The 18535-nt window shown below is 63.0% G+C and carries 20 protein-coding genes; 12 read left to right on the top strand and 8 right to left on the bottom strand.

Translation table 11 applies throughout. The annotated features are described in order from the left end of the window. Positions 1-134 precede the first annotated feature (134 nt). Complete coding sequence (locus A7317_RS30820; protein WP_168232276.1) at positions 135-278, top strand: hypothetical protein; 144 nt, start codon at positions 135-137, stop codon at positions 276-278. Here A7317_RS30820 and A7317_RS07105 read toward each other — a convergent pair whose 3' ends face one another. Continuing rightward, the gene (locus A7317_RS07105; RefSeq protein WP_069075454.1) at positions 279-845 is read right to left on the bottom strand and encodes a hypothetical protein; all 567 of its coding nucleotides are present in this window, start codon (positions 843-845) and stop codon (positions 279-281) included. A gap of 133 nt (positions 846-978) precedes the next feature. Here A7317_RS07105 and A7317_RS07100 point away from each other — a divergent pair, with 133 nt between their 5' ends. The 6 genes from A7317_RS07100 to A7317_RS07075 all read left to right on the top strand — a co-directional run bounded on the left by A7317_RS07100 (position 979) and on the right by A7317_RS07075 (position 7358). Beyond that, entirely contained in the window at positions 979-1701 is a 723-nt protein-coding gene (locus A7317_RS07100) for a GntR family transcriptional regulator (protein ID WP_069075453.1), read from the top strand. Further along, on the top strand, positions 1698-2486 hold the full coding sequence (locus tag A7317_RS07095) for an SDR family oxidoreductase (RefSeq protein WP_069075452.1): 789 nt from the start codon (positions 1698-1700) through the stop codon (positions 2484-2486). Before A7317_RS07100 ends, A7317_RS07095 begins: the two co-directional genes overlap by 4 nt. Before the next feature lie 79 nt (positions 2487-2565). After that, complete coding sequence (locus tag A7317_RS07090) at positions 2566-3498, top strand: 3-keto-5-aminohexanoate cleavage protein (RefSeq protein WP_024074022.1); 933 nt, start codon at positions 2566-2568, stop codon at positions 3496-3498. A 202-nt stretch (positions 3499-3700) separates the two neighbouring features. Continuing rightward, positions 3701-4579, top strand: coding sequence for an SMP-30/gluconolactonase/LRE family protein (locus A7317_RS07085; RefSeq protein ID WP_069075451.1), 879 nt, complete (start codon positions 3701-3703; stop codon positions 4577-4579). Positions 4580-4653: 74 nt separating this feature from the next. Next, the gene (locus tag A7317_RS07080; RefSeq protein ID WP_024074024.1) at positions 4654-5976 is read left to right on the top strand and encodes an MFS transporter; all 1323 of its coding nucleotides are present in this window, start codon (positions 4654-4656) and stop codon (positions 5974-5976) included. 56 nt (positions 5977-6032) lie between these two features. Continuing rightward, on the top strand, positions 6033-7358 hold the full coding sequence (locus tag A7317_RS07075; protein ID WP_024074025.1) for an MFS transporter: 1326 nt from the start codon (positions 6033-6035) through the stop codon (positions 7356-7358). Here the strand turns inward: A7317_RS07075 and A7317_RS07070 are convergent. Beyond that, on the bottom strand, positions 7313-7558 hold the full coding sequence (locus A7317_RS07070) for a hypothetical protein (RefSeq protein ID WP_069075450.1): 246 nt from the start codon (positions 7556-7558) through the stop codon (positions 7313-7315). The two genes, A7317_RS07075 and A7317_RS07070, sit on opposite strands and share 46 nt — an antisense overlap. A 59-nt stretch (positions 7559-7617) precedes the next feature. Between A7317_RS07070 and A7317_RS07065 the strand changes: the two genes are divergently transcribed. After that, entirely contained in the window at positions 7618-8541 is a 924-nt protein-coding gene (locus tag A7317_RS07065; RefSeq protein WP_024074026.1) for a LysR substrate-binding domain-containing protein, read from the top strand. A 55-nt stretch (positions 8542-8596) separates the two neighbouring features. Beyond that, a complete protein-coding gene (locus A7317_RS07060) occupies positions 8597-8959 on the top strand; it encodes a 5-carboxymethyl-2-hydroxymuconate Delta-isomerase (RefSeq protein ID WP_024074027.1) in 363 nt (120 codons plus the stop codon). Positions 8960-8974: 15 nt separating this feature from the next. Here A7317_RS07060 and A7317_RS07055 read toward each other — a convergent pair whose 3' ends face one another. The 4 genes from A7317_RS07055 to A7317_RS07040 form a co-directional block, all read right to left on the bottom strand. Continuing rightward, positions 8975-9910 (bottom strand): LysR family transcriptional regulator, encoded by a 936-nt coding sequence (locus A7317_RS07055; protein ID WP_041161118.1) that lies wholly within the window; start codon positions 9908-9910, stop codon positions 8975-8977. Between the two features lie 137 nt (positions 9911-10047). After that, positions 10048-11235, bottom strand: coding sequence for a cyanate transporter (locus A7317_RS07050; RefSeq protein WP_024074029.1), 1188 nt, complete (start codon positions 11233-11235; stop codon positions 10048-10050). Between the two features lie 353 nt (positions 11236-11588). Then, the gene (locus A7317_RS07045; RefSeq protein ID WP_069075449.1) at positions 11589-13031 is read right to left on the bottom strand and encodes an aldehyde dehydrogenase family protein; all 1443 of its coding nucleotides are present in this window, start codon (positions 13029-13031) and stop codon (positions 11589-11591) included. Further along, positions 13028-14653, bottom strand: a complete 1626-nt coding sequence (locus A7317_RS07040) for a 5-guanidino-2-oxopentanoate decarboxylase (RefSeq protein WP_069075448.1) — start codon at positions 14651-14653, stop codon at positions 13028-13030. The genes A7317_RS07045 and A7317_RS07040 overlap by 4 nt, the downstream gene beginning before the upstream one ends. Positions 14654-14764: 111 nt before the next feature. Here A7317_RS07040 and A7317_RS07035 point away from each other — a divergent pair, with 111 nt between their 5' ends. Continuing rightward, entirely contained in the window at positions 14765-15643 is an 879-nt protein-coding gene (locus A7317_RS07035; RefSeq protein ID WP_024074032.1) for a LysR substrate-binding domain-containing protein, read from the top strand. A 53-nt stretch (positions 15644-15696) separates the two neighbouring features. Here A7317_RS07035 and A7317_RS07030 read toward each other — a convergent pair whose 3' ends face one another. Both A7317_RS07030 and A7317_RS07025 read right to left on the bottom strand, forming a co-directional pair. Beyond that, positions 15697-16311, bottom strand: a complete 615-nt coding sequence (locus A7317_RS07030) for an NAD(P)-dependent oxidoreductase (RefSeq protein ID WP_069075447.1) — start codon at positions 16309-16311, stop codon at positions 15697-15699. Between the two features lie 34 nt (positions 16312-16345). Next, entirely contained in the window at positions 16346-17212 is an 867-nt protein-coding gene (locus A7317_RS07025; protein WP_024074034.1) for an MBL fold metallo-hydrolase, read from the bottom strand. A gap of 104 nt (positions 17213-17316) precedes the next feature. Here A7317_RS07025 and A7317_RS07020 point away from each other — a divergent pair, with 104 nt between their 5' ends. Continuing rightward, positions 17317-18222: a LysR family transcriptional regulator gene (locus A7317_RS07020; protein ID WP_024074035.1), complete on the top strand. Its 906-nt coding sequence runs from the start codon at positions 17317-17319 to the stop codon at positions 18220-18222. Positions 18223-18322: 100 nt separating this feature from the next. Next, positions 18323-18499: a hypothetical protein gene (locus A7317_RS30815; RefSeq protein WP_168232272.1), complete on the top strand. Its 177-nt coding sequence runs from the start codon at positions 18323-18325 to the stop codon at positions 18497-18499. Positions 18500-18535 lie beyond the last annotated feature (36 nt).

The raw sequence follows: 18535 nt of genomic DNA, 5'->3' as shown, positions 1-18535 counted from the left end.
ACACATTTAGAAATGATAAGTGAGTTATTTGGATGTATTGATGCGTGCAGATTATCAATCCGCGAGCCCGCCCCAAATGACTGCCGTGTTCTATGCTTGCAGGTGTGTCCAATTCTTACGGATGGGAGGTGGCTATGGGTAATGAACCGAAGCGTCAAGAGCAACCGGAGCGTGAGCAACCCCGGCGATACGAAGAGGAAAAACCCCAGACCTGGAAGCATCCGAACGATGGAACGGAGCTGCCCGAGCGCGATCAGGAGCGTCCGCTCAAGCCCTGATCAATGTTCGATCGAGGGCAAAAAGCAACCTTGATGGGCCATGAACTGCCTCCACGAATAGCGCTCCGTGGGGGCAGGTGTTACCTGGGTCGGGGTCTCGAATTTAACCAGCGAGGCACCGGTATCGGCATTAATCACCTCAACCCGACACCAGCCGCTGTCGGTGTCCGCAATCCCGCCTTTGAGCAGGTAACGCCCCTGGACGGCGAACTCAGTGTTGAACTCGATCACACAGCGCCGCCCGGCGCTCGCCAGGCCCGACACGATCAGGTGCAGCGCTTGGTTGGCGGCGATGTCCACGTAACCGTCGGGGCGCGAAGTGGTGCCGTGCACGGCAAATAATGCGGTTTCCTGACTCGGCGTTCCCACCCTGCCTTCCAGGCACTCATGATCCGTCGAAACGCTGACAGACAGCCCTTCGTTGTAGCTGTCGTGGGTGCTCAATTCACTTTTGACCTGTGCTCGGGGGCCGTCGAGCGGTGCCTTATAGGGCGCCATGGCCGTGCATCCGGCCAACAGCAGCGGGAGCACAACGCAGTGGATTTTCATCAGGGGGTCAGCGTCCATTCCAGAGGGTATTCATGATCAACAGGGGCCAACTCTGTGACAAGTGTGCTGTCGTGGGTTTGGGAAATTATTTGACATATTTGATTTGTGATCACATATTGTCGCCATAAGAACGACAACACAGGTTTGCCTCATGACAGATGGTCCGCTTCTCCTGCCCACCCTGCGCCAGGTGTCCCGCGATACCTTGCAAGACCAGGTCTATCGCCAGATCCGCGAAGCCTTGATGAGTGGCCGTTTCCAGCCTGGCCAGAAACTCACCATCCGTGGCCTGGCCGAAGCGCTTGGCTCCAGCCCCATGCCAGTGCGCGAAGCGCTGCAACGCCTCAGTGCCGAAAACGCCTTTGAAGTCACGGAAACCTCCCGTCTGCGCGTACGCATGATGACGGTCGAACGCCTGCGCGAAATTCGCGATGCGCGGGTCGCCCTCGAAGGGCTGCTGGCGGAAAAGGCCGTGTTGCTCCTGCAAAAGGCTGACCTCGACGAAATCACCGACCTGTGCGAGCAGATGCAGCACGCCGCCGATGAAGTCGACGTGTCGCGCTACCTGTGGACCAACTTCGCGTTCCACCGGCGCATCTACGCTGTGGCCCAGGCCGAATTGACCATGGCCGCCGTGGAAAACTTCTGGCTGCACATGGGCCCCTGCTTTGCCCTGGTCGCCCCCGATAAAGCTCACCTGCAACGCTCGATGGAGGCGCATACGCGCATCGTTGAGGCCCTGGCTGCCCGCGATGGCGCCGGTGCCCGCGCGGCGGTGACCGATGACATCATGCAGGCCGCCGACTCCCTGGCGCGCCTGCTCGTCAAGAACGACCGTTCGCGGTCGTCTGCTTCAGGAGGTAAACGGGCATGAGTGTCCTACAACGGTTGCAGCCCTATCCTGGGTTACGTGTGTTGATTTCCGGCGGGGCTGCCGGCATCGGTGAAGTCGTGGCGGCGGCGTACCTCGAAGCCGGCGCCCAGGTGCATGTGTGTGATGTCAGCGAACCGGCCCTGGCGGCCTTTCGCGATAAATACCCAGGCACCGTCGCCACGCGTGCCGACGTCAGCGAGGCCGCGCAGATCGAAGCCGTGTTCACGGTGCAGCGCGAGCAATTCGGCGGCCTGGATGTGCTGGTCAACAATGCCGGGATCGCCGGGCCCACCGGCGGGATCGATGCGATCAGCGACGCCGAATGGCAAGCCACCATCAACATCAACCTGACTGCGCAATATCGGTTTGCCCACCACGCGGTGCCGATGCTCAAGGAATCCTCCCACGGCCACCTGTTGCATATCGCCTCGGTGGCGGGGCGCCTGGGCTACGCATGGCGCACGCCGTATGCGGCGACCAAATGGGCGATTGTCGGCCTGATGAAATCCCTGGCCTCGGAGTTGGGCGAGAGTGATATCCGCGTCAACGCCTTGCTGCCTGGCATCGTCGAAGGCCCGCGCATGGACGGTGTGATTCGCGCCCGTGCCGAACAGGTCGGCGTGCCGGAAGCCGAGATGCGCCAGGAGTACCTCAACAAGATTTCCCTCAAGCGCATGGTCACCGCCGAAGACGTCGCGGCCATGGCCTTGTTTCTCTGTTCGCCCGCCGCCCGCAACGTGACCGGCCAAGCGATCAGCGTCGACGGTAACGTCGAGTACCTGTAAGCCGCACGCGCTTCGCCAAGGAAGAACCCACCGCTGCACCGGGATTTTTTTTCATAAGAATAAAAGTCGGAGAATCGTCATGCCCAAAAATCGCCCTGTGATCATTACCTGCGCCGTCACCGGCGCCATTCATACGCCGTCGATGTCGCCGCATTTGCCGATCACTGCCCAGGAAATCGCCGCCGCCGCCATCGGTGCCGCCCAAGCGGGTGCGGCCATTGTCCACCTGCATGCCCGCGACCCGCTTGACGGTCGCCCCAGCCAGGACCCGGCGCTGTTCGCTGAATTCCTGCCGCACATCAAGGCCGCCAGCGACGTGGTGATCAACATCACCACGGGTGGCGCGCCCACCATGGGCGTGGAAGAACGCCTGCAACCGGTGATGCAGTTCAAGCCGGAACTGGCCTCGCTGAACATGGGCTCGATGAACTTCGGCCTGTACGAAATGCTCAACCGCTTTACCGAGTTCAAGCACGACTGGGAACGCCCGTACCTCGAAGAAAGTGACGACCGGATCTTTCGCAATACCTTCCGCGACATCGCCCATATCCTCAATTCGTGCGCCGAGAACCGCACCCGTTTCGAGATCGAGTGCTACGACATCGGCCACCTCTACACCGCCGCGCACTTCCTGGAGCGGGGCCTGCTCAAGCCGCCGTTGTTTATCCAGTCGGTGTTCGGCCTGCGGGGCGGCATCGGTGGTCACCCCGAAGACCTGGCGCACATGCGGCGCACCGCCGACCGCCTGTTTGGCGATGACTACGTGTGGTCGATCCTCGGTGCCGGGCGTGGGCAAATTCCGCTGGCGACCATGGGCCTGTCCATGGGCAGTAACGCCCGTGTCGGCCTGGAGGATTCGTTGTGGGACGGCCCGGGCAAGTTGGCGGCGTCGAATGCCGACCAGGTGCGGCGCATTCGCACGGTGATCGAAGCCCTCGGCCATCGCGTCGCCACGCCGGATGAAGCACGGGAAATCCTCGGGCTCAAGGGGCGTGACCAGGTCAACTTCTAACCCACAACTGAGGTCGCGCCCCGGTGATATTCACCGATCCACTGTAGGAGCGAGCTTGCTCGCGAAAAACGCCAAGACACCGCGTTACACCAGGCAGCACGCGTTATCGTTGACGTTTTTCGCGAGTAAGCTCGCTCCTACAAGGGGTTACCCATCTGGGCGTGGCCTGCATCCCGCACAACAACAATAAGGGGATCACACCATGCGTATCGAAGTGCTTGTGGACGTCAAGACCACCCTGGGCGAAGGCCCGGTGTGGGACGTCGAACAACAACGGCTGTACTGGATCGACAGCGCCGACGGCCGCATCCTGCGCTGCACCGAAGACGGCCGCGAACTGCGGGCCTGGGACGTGGGCCAGAAGATCGGCTCCATGGCCCTGCGCCATACCGGCGAGGCGGCCATCGTTGCCCTGCAAAACGGCGTGCACAGCCTGGACCTGGCCAGTGGCGAACTGGCCCTGATCCAGGACCCGGAACCGCACCTGCCGAACAACCGCCTCAACGACGGCAAGGTCGACCGCCAGGGCCGCTTTGTCTTCGGCTCCATGGACACCCTGGAAGACAGCCCCAGCGCCAAGCTCTATCGCCTCGACCCCGACCTGAGCCTGCACACCCTGGACGAGGGCATCATCGTGTCCAATGGTCCGTGCTGGAGCCCGTCCGGCGAAACCTTCTACTTCTGCGACACCTGGTCCGGCGAGATCTGGGCGTATGACTACGACCTCGCCAGCGGCGCCGTGAGCAACCGACGCACCTTCGCCAAGGTCGATACCGCCGCTGGCGGCGCGGCCGACGGCTGCACCGTGGATGCCGAAGGCTGCCTGTGGCAGGCGCTGGTCTATGCCGGGCAACTGGTGCGCTACACCCCTGATGGGCAGGTCGATCGGGTGATCCCGATGCCGGTGAAAAAGGTCACCAGCCTGACCTTCGGCGGGCCGAACCTGGACACCCTGTTCGTGACCTCCATGGCCAGGCCGCCGCTGCCGCGTTTTCCGGCCGACGGTCAGCAGCGCGGTGCGTTGTTCGCGATCAGCGGGCTGGGCGTGCAAGGAATAGCCGAGCGAAGGTTCGCCAGCTAGCGCGTTTTTTCAACCAGGCACCTTCCTTCCGCAACCTTGTGTCAGTGCGCGCCCTCGCGCGCCTGGAGAGGCCCATGGCAACTTTAAAAAAAGCGTCGCTGCGCAGCATTCACCGGCATTCCTGGGTGTCGCTGCTGGTCTGCTGGATGATCTGGATCCTCAACGCCTACGACCGTGAGATCGTGTTGCGGCTGGGGCCGACCATCTCCAAGCATTTCGATTTGTCGGCTGATCAGTGGGGCACCGTGGCCACGGTGGTCATGCTCGCGCTGGCCTTGCTGGATATCCCCGGTTCGATGTGGAGCGACCGCTACGGCGGTGGTTGGAAACGTGCGCGGTTCCAGGTGCCGTTGGTGCTCGGCTACACGGCGATTTCGTTTCTGTCGGGCTTCAAAGCCTTGAGCGGCAACCTCGCGACGTTTATCGCCCTGCGTGTCGGCGTCAACCTTGGCGCCGGCTGGGGCGAGCCGGTCGGCGTGAGCAACACCGCCGAATGGTGGCCGGTGGAGCGGCGCGGGTTTGCCCTGGGCGCGCACCACACCGGTTACCCGATCGGCGCGATGCTCAGTGGCATCGTCGCCAGCTTTGTCATCACGGTGTTTGGCGAGGACAACTGGCGCTACGTGTTCTTCTTCGCTTTCGTGGTCGCGCTGCCGCTGATGATCTTTTGGGCGCGATATTCCACTGCCGAGCGCATCACCGCGCTGTACGTCGACATCGCCGCCAAAGGCATGACCCCACCGGACAACACCCCGGCCAGCCAGATCAAGGGTGATGCCTGGCGCACCTTTGTCGCCACCTTGCGCAATCGCAACATCGCCCTGACGGCGGGTAACACGATGCTCACGCAGGTGGTGTACATGGGCGTCAACATCGTGCTGCCGGCCTACCTCTACAACATCGCCGGGCTGTCGCTGGCGGAGTCGGCGGGGATGAGCGTGGTGTTCACGCTCACCGGCATTCTCGGGCAACTGGTGTGGCCGTCGCTGTCGGACATCATCGGCCGCCGTACCACCCTGATCATCTGCGGGCTGTGGATGGCGGCGAGTGTCGGCGCGTTTTACTTCGCCAACACCCTGACCCTGATCATCGTCGTGCAACTGCTGTTCGGCCTGGTGGCCAACGCGGTGTGGCCGATCTACTACGCAGTGGCCTGTGACTCGGCCGAGTCGTCGGCAACCTCCACCGCCAACGGCATCATCACCACGGCGATGTTTATCGGCGGTGGCCTGGCGCCGGTGCTGATGGGCAGCCTGATCGCCATGGGCGGCGGCTGGACCACCTTGCATGGCTACACCGTGTGTTTCTTCGTGATGGCCGGCTGCGCCCTGGGCGGTGCTGTGCTGCAACTGTTTTCCCATCGCCCGCGGGCCATGGCCGTGCAACTTCAACCCTAGAACAACATTGATGCGCCCCCCAGCCAGGCTGGCGGGGCGCCAGGAGGAACTGCCCGATGACTACCGCCACCCCGGCCCGCGAACCGCAGGCGCTGAACAAGCTGATGTTCGCCAAGCTGATGCCCTTGCTGATCATCGCCTACATCCTGAGTTTCCTCGACCGCACCAACATCGCCCTGGCCAAGCACCACCTGGACGTCGACCTGGGCATTTCCGCCGCGGCCTACGGGCTGGGGGCGGGGCTGTTTTTCCTCACGTATGCCCTGTCGGAAATCCCCAGCAACCTGATCATGCACAAAGTCGGCGCGCGGTTCTGGATCGCCCGCATCATGGTGACCTGGGGCCTGATCTCGGCGGCCATGGCGTTTGTGCAGGGCGAGACCTCGTTCTACGTGTTGCGCCTGCTGCTGGGCATCGCCGAAGCCGGTTTGTTTCCCGGCGTCATGCTCTATCTGACGTACTGGTTCAACCGTGAACAGCGGGCGCGGGCCACTGGCTATTTCCTGCTCGGCGTGTGCTTTGCCAACATCATCGGCGGCCCGGTGGGCGCGGCGTTGATGCGCATGGACGGCCTGCTCGGCTGGCACGGCTGGCAGTGGATGTTCCTGCTCGAAGGCTTACCGGCGGTGGCATTTGCCTGGGTGGTATGGCGCAAGTTGCCGGACCGTCCGAGCAAGGCCCCGTGGTTGACGGCGGACGAGGCGCGCGGGATCGAACAGCGTATTGCCCAAGAAACGGAAGAGGGCGCCGGCGAAGGCGGGCACTCGTTGAAAAACTGGCTGACCCCACAAATCCTGCTGGCGATCTTTGTGTATTTTTGCCATCAGATCACCGTCTACACCGTGATCTTTTTCCTGCCGAGCATCATCAGTAAATACGGTGAACTGAGCACCATGAGCGTCGGCCTGCTGACCTCGTTGCCGTGGATCGCGGCGGCACTCGGCGCGGTACTGATCCCGCGGTTTGCCACCACGCCGGGGCGTTGTCGTCGACTGTTGGTCACGGGGTTGCTGACCATGGCGCTGGGCCTGGGCATTGCGTCGGTGTCGGGGCCGGTCTTCAGCCTGTTGGGCTTCTGCCTGTCGGCGGTGATGTTTTTCGTGGTGCAGTCGATCGTGTTTCTCTACCCGGCGTCGCGGCTCAAGGGCGTGGCGCTGGCCGGTGGCCTCGGGTTCGTCAATGCCTGTGGCCTGCTGGGCGGGTTTGTCGGGCCTTCGGTGATGGGGGCGATCGAGATGAGTACCGGCAACGCGATGAACGGTTTGAAGGTGATCGCCGTGGTGCTGGTGGTCGCCGCGCTGGCTGCGCTGCGTTTGCGTCAGGGCCAGGAGGTGTATCAGACGAGCAATGAGGTCGGAAACCCCGAAGCGAGTACCAGGTAAGCCACCACGGCTGCCAGGCATAAACCGACGAACACGCGCAGCAATGTCCTGGCAGTGGGGTGGGCGATGAACTTGATGGCCCACAGCAAAACCCCGCTGACCAGGACGCTTAAGGCGAAAATGAACAGCACGACAGTATTCCTGTGACCCTGGACTGCTGATTTATAGTCCCAAAGCCCCAGGATGAACAGTGCGCGCATAGACGCAGCTCCTCGAGCTTTCTAAACTGCGGCTTGTCGTGGGGAAAGGGCAGGCGCCGATGAATCGCAATGAATTACGCAAGGCCGACATCAACCTGATGGTGGTCTTCGAAGCACTGATGCTCGAGCGCAATGTGACGAGGGTGGCGGAGAAGCTGTTTCTCGGCCAGCCGACCATCAGTTCGGCGCTTAACCGTCTGCGGACCTTGTTCAACGACCCCCTGTTCATTCGTGTCGGCCACCGCATGGAGCCCACGGCCCGCGCCGAGGAGATCATCCAGCATCTGTCACCGGCCCTGGATTCACTGTCTTCGGCCCTGAGCCTGACCCATGATTTCGACCCATCCATCAGCACCATGACCTTTCGCATCGGCCTGTCCGATGATGTGGAGTTCGGCCTGTTGCCGCCGTTGCTGCGTGCCTTGCGCCAGGAAGCGCCGATGGTGGTGTTCGTGGTGCAGCACGTGGACTACTGGCGTATCCCCGACCTGCTGGCCTCCGGCGATATCACCGTCGGCATCACCCAGACCCGTGGCCTGCCGGCCAACGCCAAGCGCAAGCTGCTGCGCCATATCCGCCCACGCCTGCTGCGTGCCGACGCTTCTGACAGGCCGCTGACCCTCGATGAATATTGCGCGCGGCCCCATGTGCTGGTGTCCCACACCGCCAACGTGTCGGGGTTCGCCGATGAGTGGCTGGCGGAAATCGGCCGCAAGCGCCATGTGGTGCTGTCGGTGCCGCAATACAGCGCGCTGCCTGCACTGCTGGCCGGTACTGACCTGATCGCCAGCCTGCCGGACTACACCGCCGAAGCCATGGCCGTGTCCGGCAACCTGTTCTGTGAGCCGTTCCCGTTCGAGACGCCGACCCTGGACTTGTCCATGGTCTGGCTCAGCCATGTGGACACCGACCCGGCCGAGCGTTGGGTGCGTTCGCGGCTGGAGGCGTTCATGAGTGATCGCGGCCTGGGGAAGAAGGCCTGAGGCTTTTATCCGTGGTATATCTACGAACCTTCCTACGAATGACTCGGAGTCATCCATGCCACACCTGAACCTGGAATACACCGCCAACCTGACCAACCTGGCCGTCGAGAAGACCCTGTTGCGGCTCAACAATGTGCTGATGGCGTCCGGGCAGTTCGGTTCCGAGTTCGATATCAAAAGCCGCGCCGTGAAGGTCGAGAGTTTTCAGGTGGGTACCTCCCTCAGCCCGCGCGGTTTCGTCGCGGTGAAGCTGTCGCTGCTCAGCGGGCGGTCGCCGCAGGTCAAGCAGCAATTGTCGCAAAGCCTGCTGACCGCATTGCAGGATCTGGGCGACTGGCCGGCGGATATACAGGTTCAGCTCAGCGTGCAGCTGGTCGACATGGATCGCGATTCCTACAGCAAAGTCGCTATCGGCTAACCCCCCCACAGGGGGTTAGAGTAATCCCTGGTCCGCGCACACCTTCACCACCTGTTCCCTGAACCAGGTATTGGCGCTGTCCTGCCCACTGCTTTCATTCCATTGCATATCCAGGGTGAACCCCGGCAACCCGTTGGGCGCCTCGCAATGGCCGAACACCTCCGGCTGTGCCAGCAGCTTCTGCACGCGGCGCGGCAGGGTGACGATAAAGTCGGTGCCGGTGATCATCTTCAAGGCGGCGCTGTAGCTGTTGGCCCGGGCGATCACCTGGCGCTTGTGGGCCTGGCGCGCCAGCCAGCCGTCGATCATGTTGGTGTCGGAGGTCCACGGCGTGGGGAACACATGGCGTCGTTCGACGAAGGATTGCAGGCTGAACGTCGACTCCCGGGGCGCCGCGCATTTGTCGAAAACGCACACCAGGTCGTCCTCCAGCAGCATCTGGGTCTTGAAGTCCTTGTGGGCGCGATGAAAGTGCGGGCCGAAGCAGATCACCAGGTCGAGGCGGCCTTCGCGCAGGTCATCGGCGGGGATATCGGCTTCCAGCTTCTGCACATTGACGATCACCGGCAGGTCGGCCTGGTCGAAGTTTTTCAACAGGCGCGGCAGGATCAGTTGTTCGAAATATTCCGGGGCACAGACATTGAAGGTCACCGCCTTCTGCGTCGGGTCGAAGGCCTGGCCACCGGCGTGGCACAGGTTGATGCTCTCGAGGATCTTCTGCACATGGCCGTACATGGTGGTGGCCTTGTACGTCGGACGCATGCCCGCCCGCGTGTTGATAAACAGCTCGTCTTCGAAGCTGGTGCGCAGCTTTTTCAAGCTGTAGCTCACGGTGGACTGGCTGACGAACAGCGTTTCTGACACCTCGGTAACGCTGCTCTGGTCGTAGACGGCGATAAACACCATCAAGTCCTGCATATCAAGCTTTCTGAGCAAGTTACTGTTTAGCATCCATTCCATCCGGTAAGCCTTGGCACTGTGGCAGCGCGCGACGAGGGCAAAAGCTTAACGGAACGGACGTACCAATAGAAAGCTCTGTAGGTCGTTTCTATATTTCGTGTGGGACAAATACTGTTTGCAACACGACCTCAGCGAATATGTTGTGCGTACTGCTTGGGGTTGAAGCGCGTGACGATCAGCAGCATCACCACGATCACTGCCGTCAGCGACCACCAGGCCCATTCGAAGCTGCCCAGTTGATCGCGGATCATTCCGGCGATCAGGGGGGACAGGCCGGCGATCAGGTAGCCAATGCCTTGCACAAACGCGGTGAGGCCGCCGGCGCGGCGGGGGTTGTCGAGGTGGTCCAACGACAGGATCAGGCTCATCGGGAACAGCCCGCCAATGCCCAGGCCCAGCAGGCACGGCCACAGCAGGCTGAGGTGTTGCGGGCTGATGATCAAGCCGCAGAAACCGAGGATGATCAGCACCAGCAACACGGCCACCACCCCGCGTTTGTCCTGGCGACGGTTGGCGATGGCCGGGGTGACCAGGCCGGACACCACCTCCATGGCGGTCAGGAACCCCAGCAGCAACCCGGCGTGCTGTTCACTCCAGCCTTGCTCCACGTAGTACGGCGCCAACCACGCCAGCACGCAGGTGTAGGACGCGGTGCCCAGGCCAAAAAAGACCGCCAGCAACCAGGCGCGACCATTGCCGAAAAATGATTCCTGCGGGCCGCCGCTGGCCTGGGGCAACGGCGCCAGGCCCGAGCGCTGCCCACACCAGAACACCACGGCCACCAGCGCGAGCAGCGCCCAGATGGCCAGGCCGATACGCCAGCTGCCGGTGTGTACCTGCACGAACGGCGAGAACGACGCCGCCAGCGCCGCGCCGCCCATGATGGCGGTGACGTACAGGCCCATGAACAGCGAAACGTTGTCACTGAACCGCGACTTGATCAGCGCCGGCATCAACGCCTGGATCATCGCGATACCCACGCCGGCAGCGATGGCGCTGACGATCAGTTCGAGCGCCGAATCCAGGAACAGCCGCGACACCGTCGCCAACCCAATCACCAGCAGCGACAGCACAATGCTGCGATGCTCGCCAAAACGCTTGGCCAGGCCCATGCCGAAAAACATCGCCAGGCCCATGGCCATGACCGGCAACATGGTCAGCAACGCCGCACTGCTGAAGCTCAACGGCACCTCGCCGCGAATCGACGACAACAACGGCCCCACGGCGGCCATCGATGGGCGCAGGTTAAGGGCGACGAGTACCACGCTGATCATCAGCCAAACGGCGGTGGTGGGTTTTGCCTGAACGTTTTCCATGGGCCTGCCTTGTGGGAACAAGGGCGAATCAGGCCACGCATGGGGGAGGGGGGCAAATGAGAAAGTCGCTGGGGCTATCTAAAAATTGCAGTTAACGGACACACCGCCAATCAAAATGTGAGAGGCCCACTACCTGTTTGACATAGCGCTGCAACCCCTGTGGCGAGCGGGCTTGCCCCGCGTTGGGCTGCGCAGCAGCCCCAAAACCAGCCGCCCCTGCAACGTCTGATACACCGCATTCTGCTGTATTGGGGCTGCTGCGCAGCCCAACGCGGGGCAAGCCCGCTCGCCACAATAAGCTCGCTTGCCACAACAGCCCGCTCGCCACAGGGGCTGCCGTTTGCTCTGCGCCGTCAGTGAGACCGAATCACATGCTTGATCTCCTGAAACGTCGCCAGCCCCCACGGGCCCAGCTCACGGCCGATACTGCTCTGCTTGTAACCACCCCACGCGGTTTGCGGGAAGATCACCTGCGGGGCGTTGATCCACACCATCCCGGCCTGCAAGGCATTCGCCACGCGCTCGGTGGTCTCGACGCTACGGCTGACCACGCTGGCCACCAGGCCGAACTCGCTGTCGTTGGCCAGGGCAATGGCCTCTTGCTCAGTGGCAAAAGGTCGTACACACAGCACCGGGCCGAAGATTTCTTCGTTCCACAACGCACTGTCCAATGGCACGTCGGTAAACACCGTCGGGCGAATGAAGTAGCCCTTCGCCAGATTCGCCGGGCGTTCACCGCCACACAACAAGCGCGCGCCAGCCTCAACGCCGCGCTGGATATGCCCCAGCACCCGCTGATACTGCGCACGGTTGATCAGCGCGCCCATTTCCACGTCCTCGGCAAACGGGTCGGCCACGCGAATGCTGTCAGCCCGAGCCTGCAAACGTTGCAGGAATTCATCCGCCAGGCTGTCCGCCACCAGCACGCGACTGGTGGCCGAACACATCTGCCCTGCGTTGAAAAAACCACCGCCACAGGCCAGTTCCACCGCCAGGTCGAGGTCGGCATCCGCCAGCACCAGCAATGAGGACTTACCGCCCAACTCCAGGCTCACACCCTTGATGGTTTCGGCGGCGCGTTGCATCACCTGCACGCCCACGGCGTTGCTGCCGGTGAAGGAAATCTTGGCCACGCGACGGTCTGCTGCCAGCGGCGCGCCCACGGCCAAACCGGTGCCGCAGACCAGGTTGAACACACCCGCAGGGAAGCCGGCGGCGGCAATGATTCGCGCCAGTTGCAACTCCGCCAAGGGGGTGACTTCCGACGGCTTGAGCACCACGCAGCAGCCGGCGGCGAGGGCTGGTGCGAGTTTCCAGGCGGTGGTGACCATCGGGAAATTCCACGGCACGATCAGCCCCACCACGCCGCACGGTTCGCGGCGCAGGCGGGCGCTGAAGGCATCGCTGGGCAACGCCACCGGACAGTCCTGCGCGGCATCCATCCCTTCGGCGACAGTGGCGTAATACTCGAAGGTGGCGATCACGTCGTCCACATCGATCCCCGCTTCAAACAGGGGCTTGCCGTTGTTGCTCGACTGCAACTGCATCAGGGGTTCACGTTGCTCGCTGACACCCTGGGCGACCTTGCGCAACAGGGCGCCGCGCTCGCGCCCGGTGGTTTTCGCCCAGTCGATAAACGCCGCGCTGGCGGCGTCGACCGCCTGGGTCACGGCGCGCGCGTCACCCACGCTGACCTGCGCCAGGCAGGCCTCGGTGGCCGGGTTGATCACCTCCAGCACCTCATGGCCCGCGCGCCACGCCCCATCGATATACACACCGTTCAATACCGCACTCATACCGCCACCTCGTTCATCCACAGCCCTTGGTCGATTTCAATCAGTGTCGGCCCCTCGCGATCAGCCGCGGCGCGCAAGGCCATGCGCAGCGAGGCGGGGCCTTGGATGCGTTCGGCGGCACAGCCCAGCCCCTTGGCCACGGCGACGAAGTCCGGGGTGTAGATGTCTACGCCGACCGGCTCGATGTCACGGTTGAGCATGTATTTCTTGATTTCTTCATAGCCCTGGTTATTCCACAGCAGCACGATAATCGGCGTGCGCGCTTCCACCGCGCTGGCCAGTTCCGACAGGCTGAATTGCAGCCCGCCGTCGCCGATCAGGCACACCACCGGCTGCCCATCGCCACGCCCCAGCCAGGCGCCGATGGCGGCGGGGAGGGCGTAGCCCAAGGTGCCGTAGCCGGTGGACGAATTGAACCAGCGGCGTGGGTGGTCGGGGTTCAGGGTCAGGTTGCCGCTGTACACCGGTTGGGTGGAGTCACCCACGATCACCGCGCCGGGCAGCGCTTGCAGGACCGTGTTGAGAAACACGCTTTGCGCGCGGGTGGCGGCGTCCCAGGTCGGCGTCAGGTCGGCCCACAGCCGCGTCACGCGTTGAGCGCCCCAGTCGTTGCGGCGATGCGGCAGGGGTTGGCGGTTGAGTTCGGCCAGCAAGGCGTCGGCGGCGATGTGTGCGTCGGCCACCAGGGCCACCTGGGGCGGGTAGTTGCGCACGGTCTGGTCGGGGTCGATATCGATGCGCAGCAATGCGCCGGGGATCTCGAAGCCGCCGGCGAAGGTGACGTCATAGTCGGTCTCCGCCAGCTCCGTGCCGATGGCCAGCACAACATCGGCTTCGGCAACCAGGGCGCGGGTGGCCACCAGGCTTTGCGTGGAACCGATCAACAACGGGTGGGCGCCGGGCAGCATGCCCTTGGCGTTGATCGTCAGGGCGACCGGTGCGCCGAGGGTTTCGGCCAGGCGGGTCAATGCCGGGGCGGCATCGATGGCGCCACCACCGGCCAGGATCAACGGGCGTTGGGCGGCGGCGAGCAACTGGCTCATCTGCCGGATCGCCGCCGGCGCCGCACCGGCACGCGCGATGCTGACTGGCGCGGTGCCCAGCAGCGCATCGGCGTTTTCCACCAACACATCCAACGGAATTTCGATATGCACCGGGCGCGGCCGAGCGGCCTGGAACAGTGCAAACGCGCGCGCCAGTACCGCGGGCAATTCTGCCGCCGACATCAGGGTATGGGAGAACGCCGCCACGCCGGCCATCATTGCGCCCTGGTTCGGCAGTTCATGCAGTTTGCCGCGCCCGCCGCCCAATTGGCTGCGCGATTGCACGCTGGAAATCACCAGCATCGGGATCGAGTCGGCATAGGCCTGGCCCATGGCCGTGGTGATATTGGTCATGCCGGGGCCGGTGATGATGAAACACACTCCCGGCTTGCCGCGGGTGCGCGCATAACCGTCGGCCATAAAGCCGGCACCTTGCTCATGACGCGGGGTCACGTGGCGGATGCTGGAGCGGGCCAGGCCGCGGTACAGCTCCACGGTATGTACGCCGGGGATACCAAACACCTGTTCTACGCCGTAGCGTTCCAGGAGGTGGACCAATACTTCGCCGCAGGTCGCCATTGATGTCGCTCTTGTCGGGGATTCGAGGCGGTATTGGAACGGTTGGCCCGTAGCGGTAACAATCGATAAAAAGTCATACTAGCCATGTCCCCACGTCATGGCTCAGCCCTTATGAAACGCCTCCCGCCGCTGCCCGCGTTGCATACCTTCTGGGTCACTGCACAGTGCTGCAATTTCACCCGTGCTGCCGAGCAACTGCACATCACCCAGGGCGCGGTGAGCCGACAGGTCGCCGGGCTGGAAAGCCACCTGGGTTATGCGCTGTTCCTGCGCCAGGCACGCGGCCTGAGCCTGACCGACGAAGGTCGCGAATGGTCGCTGCGCGCGCAACAGGTGTTTGGCCTGCTGGGGGATGCGGTGGAGCAGATCGGCAGCCGCCGCGCGACCCTGCAACTCAAGGCGTCCACCTGCGTGATGCGCTGGCTGTTGCCGCGCTTGATGCAATGGCAACGGGAGCGCCCGGATGTGCCGGTGGAGCTCACCACCACCGTGGCTTACACCGTGGATTTTCGCCGGGAGCGATTCGATGCGGCGGTGATCTACGCGCCCATCGCCGAGCAATCGGCCGAAGCGCGGCATTTGTTCGATGAGCAACTCACCCCGGTCTGCGCACCGGCGCTGCTCGCCGGTTTGCACACCCCGGCGGATTTACAGCAACAGGTGTTGCTGCACCCCACGCGGGATGAGCGCGATTGGGCGAGGTGGCTCAAGGCGGCGGACACACGGTTGAGCAATTTGAGCCAGGGGCATCATTTCGAGACGTTGGATTTGGCGATGAATGTTGCCTCGCAGGGCTCCGGGGTTGCGATGGGCGACAGTGCGTTGATGGGCGAGGATCTCAAGGCGGGGCGGTTGGTGATGCCGTTTGAACTGCGGGTGCCGACGGGGAAGGGGTATTACCTGGTGTATCCACCGGGAACGGTGCCGTCGGCCGGGCTCGAGGCGCTGATGGATTGGTTGGTGAGCCAGGCACAATTTCCAGAACACTGAAGGGCAATGTGGGAGGGGGCTTGCCCCCTCCCACATTCCTTGACCGAGTTGTCTCAGTAACCGACGGTAAAGCGCTGGCGCGAGTGCTTCGGTGTTTCCACTTCGTCAATCATCGCGATGGCGTAGTCGGCAAAGCTGATTGAGCTTGTACCCTCACTGCTCACCAGCAAGTCGTCCTGGCCCAGGCGGAATTTACCGGTGCGTTCGGTGCCATCGAACAAGGCCGACGGCGACAGGAACGTCCAATCCAGCTCTTTTTCCTGGCGCAGCACGTCGAGGAACGCCGCACCGGCACTGGCTTCGGCTTTGTATTCGGCAGGGAAGCCCTCGCTGTCGATCACTCGACCGCCACCCGGCAACAGCAGCGAACCCGCACCGCCCACCACCAGCAAGCGTTTTACCCCGGCTTTCTTCACCGGCTCGATCACGGCGCTGGCGGGCAGGGTGGCGAAGTGAGCCGCGCTGATGACCACGTCGCTGCCCGTGATGGCCTGTTGCAAGGCTTCGGCATCCAGTGCATCGACTTGTTTGACTGTGACGCCAGGGCGCACGGCCAGCTTGTCGATGTTGCGCGCCAGGGCGATGACGCTGTGCCCACGACGCAGTGCTTCTTCCAGCAGTTGGCTACCGGCGCGGCCGGTGGCTCCAATGATTGCGATCTTGCTCATGACGTTCTCCAGTACGGTTAAGGTTTGAAACGCTTCACCACTTCATTTCGCCCTTGGCGACCTTGGCGCTCAGGTCCAGCGAGCTTTCGTCGGCGAGGGTCGGGTAACGCTTTTTCATCGCCGCGATCAGCGCGGCGGAATCCTTGGCCTTGGCAGTCTCGGCGTCGAAGGCCTTGATGTAGTCGGCGGTGAAGGCCACCGACTTCAGCGACGGGTTACCCAGGAAGTGCCCCGGAATCACCGTGCGCGGTTTCAGGTCTTCGATGCGTTGCAGGGTGGCCAGCCAATCCTGGTGGGATTGTGCGCTTTGGGTGTCCGCCATCCACAGGTGGATGTTGTCGGCGACGACCACACCGCCGACCACGGCCTTGATCGACGGAATCCAGACAAAGCTGCGATCCGGCTGCGGGCCGTCCAGGCCGATGACCTGCAGTGACTGCCCTTCAAGGCTCAGGCTATGGCCTTTCAACACCTGCGGCACGACGGTTTTGCCTGGCTTGTCGGCGCCCATTTTCGGGCCCCAGAATGCCAGCTTGCCGGCCACGGTGGCGTTGATATGGTCGACCACCGGTTGTGGCGCGACCACCTGGGCGTCGGGGAACGCGGCGGTCAGGGTGTCAAGGCCGAAGTAGTAGTCCGGGTCGCCATGGCTGATATAGATGGTGGTCAGGTGTTTGCCGCTGGCGCGGATTTTCTGCACCAGTTGTTCGGCCTGGCCCTTGCCGAATTGCGCGTCGACGAGAATCGCGTCTTTCGCACCGCTGACCAGCACCGAGCTGACGGGGAAGATCGCCGCCTCGCCGGGGTTGTACACGTCGAGGCTCAGGTCGGCCGCCGCAGCATGGGCGGCGAAGGCCAGGGCGGCGGTGGTCAGGGTCAAGCGCTTGAGGGTCGAGAGCATCGGGCAGTCCAGTCATCGGTAAAGGATGCACAGAGCTTAGTTGCACCAAACCCAACAAAAAATGCGATGCTGGGACATAGTTTGTTTCTAAAATCGGGCAAATCATGGATCGTCTTCAAGCAATGCGCGTGTTTGTCACGGTGGTGGATTTGGGCAGCCAGTCTGCCGCGGCCGACCATCTGGACCTGTCGCGCCCGGTGGTGTCGCGCTACCTGGCCGAACTCGAAGACTGGATCGGCGCGCGCTTGCTGCACCGCACCACACGCAAGCTCAGCCTGACGGCGGCCGGGAGTGAAACCCTGCCGCGCTGCCGACAGCTGTTGGAACTGTGCAGCGACATGCAGGCCGCCGTCAGCGAGCCGGATGACGCGCCCCGGGGCCTGCTGCGCCTGAGTGTGAGCACCTCGTTCGGCCAGGCGCAACTGGCCGAAGCGATCGCCGAGTACGTCCAGCGCTACCCGTTGGTGACCGTCGACCTGCAGATGCTCGACCGCACGGTGAACCTGGTGGACGAGCGCATCGACCTGGCCATTCGCACCAGCAATGACCTGGACCCCAACCTGATCGCTCGGCGCCTGACCATCTGCCGTTCTGTGGTGTGCGCCACGCCGGCGTATCTGCGCGAACATCCGGCCCCGCAGAAAGTCGAGGACCTGGCCCGGCACAACTGCCTGACCCACTCGTACTTCGGCAAAAGCCTGTGGCATTTCGAAGAACACGGCGAACATGTATCGGTGCCGGTGCACGGCACTATCACCGCCAACGAAGCCAGCACGTTGTTACGCGTGACGCTGGCCGGGGCGGGGGTGGCGATGTTGCCCAGCTACCTGGCTGGCGATCATATCCGCCGTGGCGAGCTGGTACGCCTGTTGCCCGAGGCCGAACCGCGACACCTGAACATCTACGCGGTATATGCCTCGCGCAAACACATGCCCTCGGCGTTGCGCAGCCTCCTGGATTTCCTGGTGCAGAGGTTTCCGGAAGAGCCTTCGTGGGACAAGGGGCTCTGACGCAACATCAGCCGGTTGAATGGCGTCCAATAATGGCAACTTGCCCTGGCTGGCCTATGCTTTAAACAGCACCTTCCAATGTTGTTCAGAGGTGAGGGCCATGACCATAAAAACCAGAAAATACCTGATGATTTTTACCCTCAGCGCATTGGCCACGGCGCTGTACGGGACTGCCGCCTACCGCGTCGAGCAAACCCGTATGCAGCCGAGCTTTGCGATCAGTTGCCATCAGGATCAATGCGTTCCGCACACCGGTAGCTTCAGCGCCTTGCGTTGAAAAGCGCAGTCGGTGTGGCTGGCTGTTATTGGGGAC

Origin of the sequence: Pseudomonas fluorescens, assembly GCF_001708445.1 — a bacterium.
Lineage (GTDB): Bacteria > Pseudomonadota > Gammaproteobacteria > Pseudomonadales > Pseudomonadaceae > Aquipseudomonas > Aquipseudomonas gorinensis.
The sequence above is the reverse complement of the archived record's forward strand: the minus strand, read 5'-3'. Positions and strand labels throughout refer to the sequence as shown.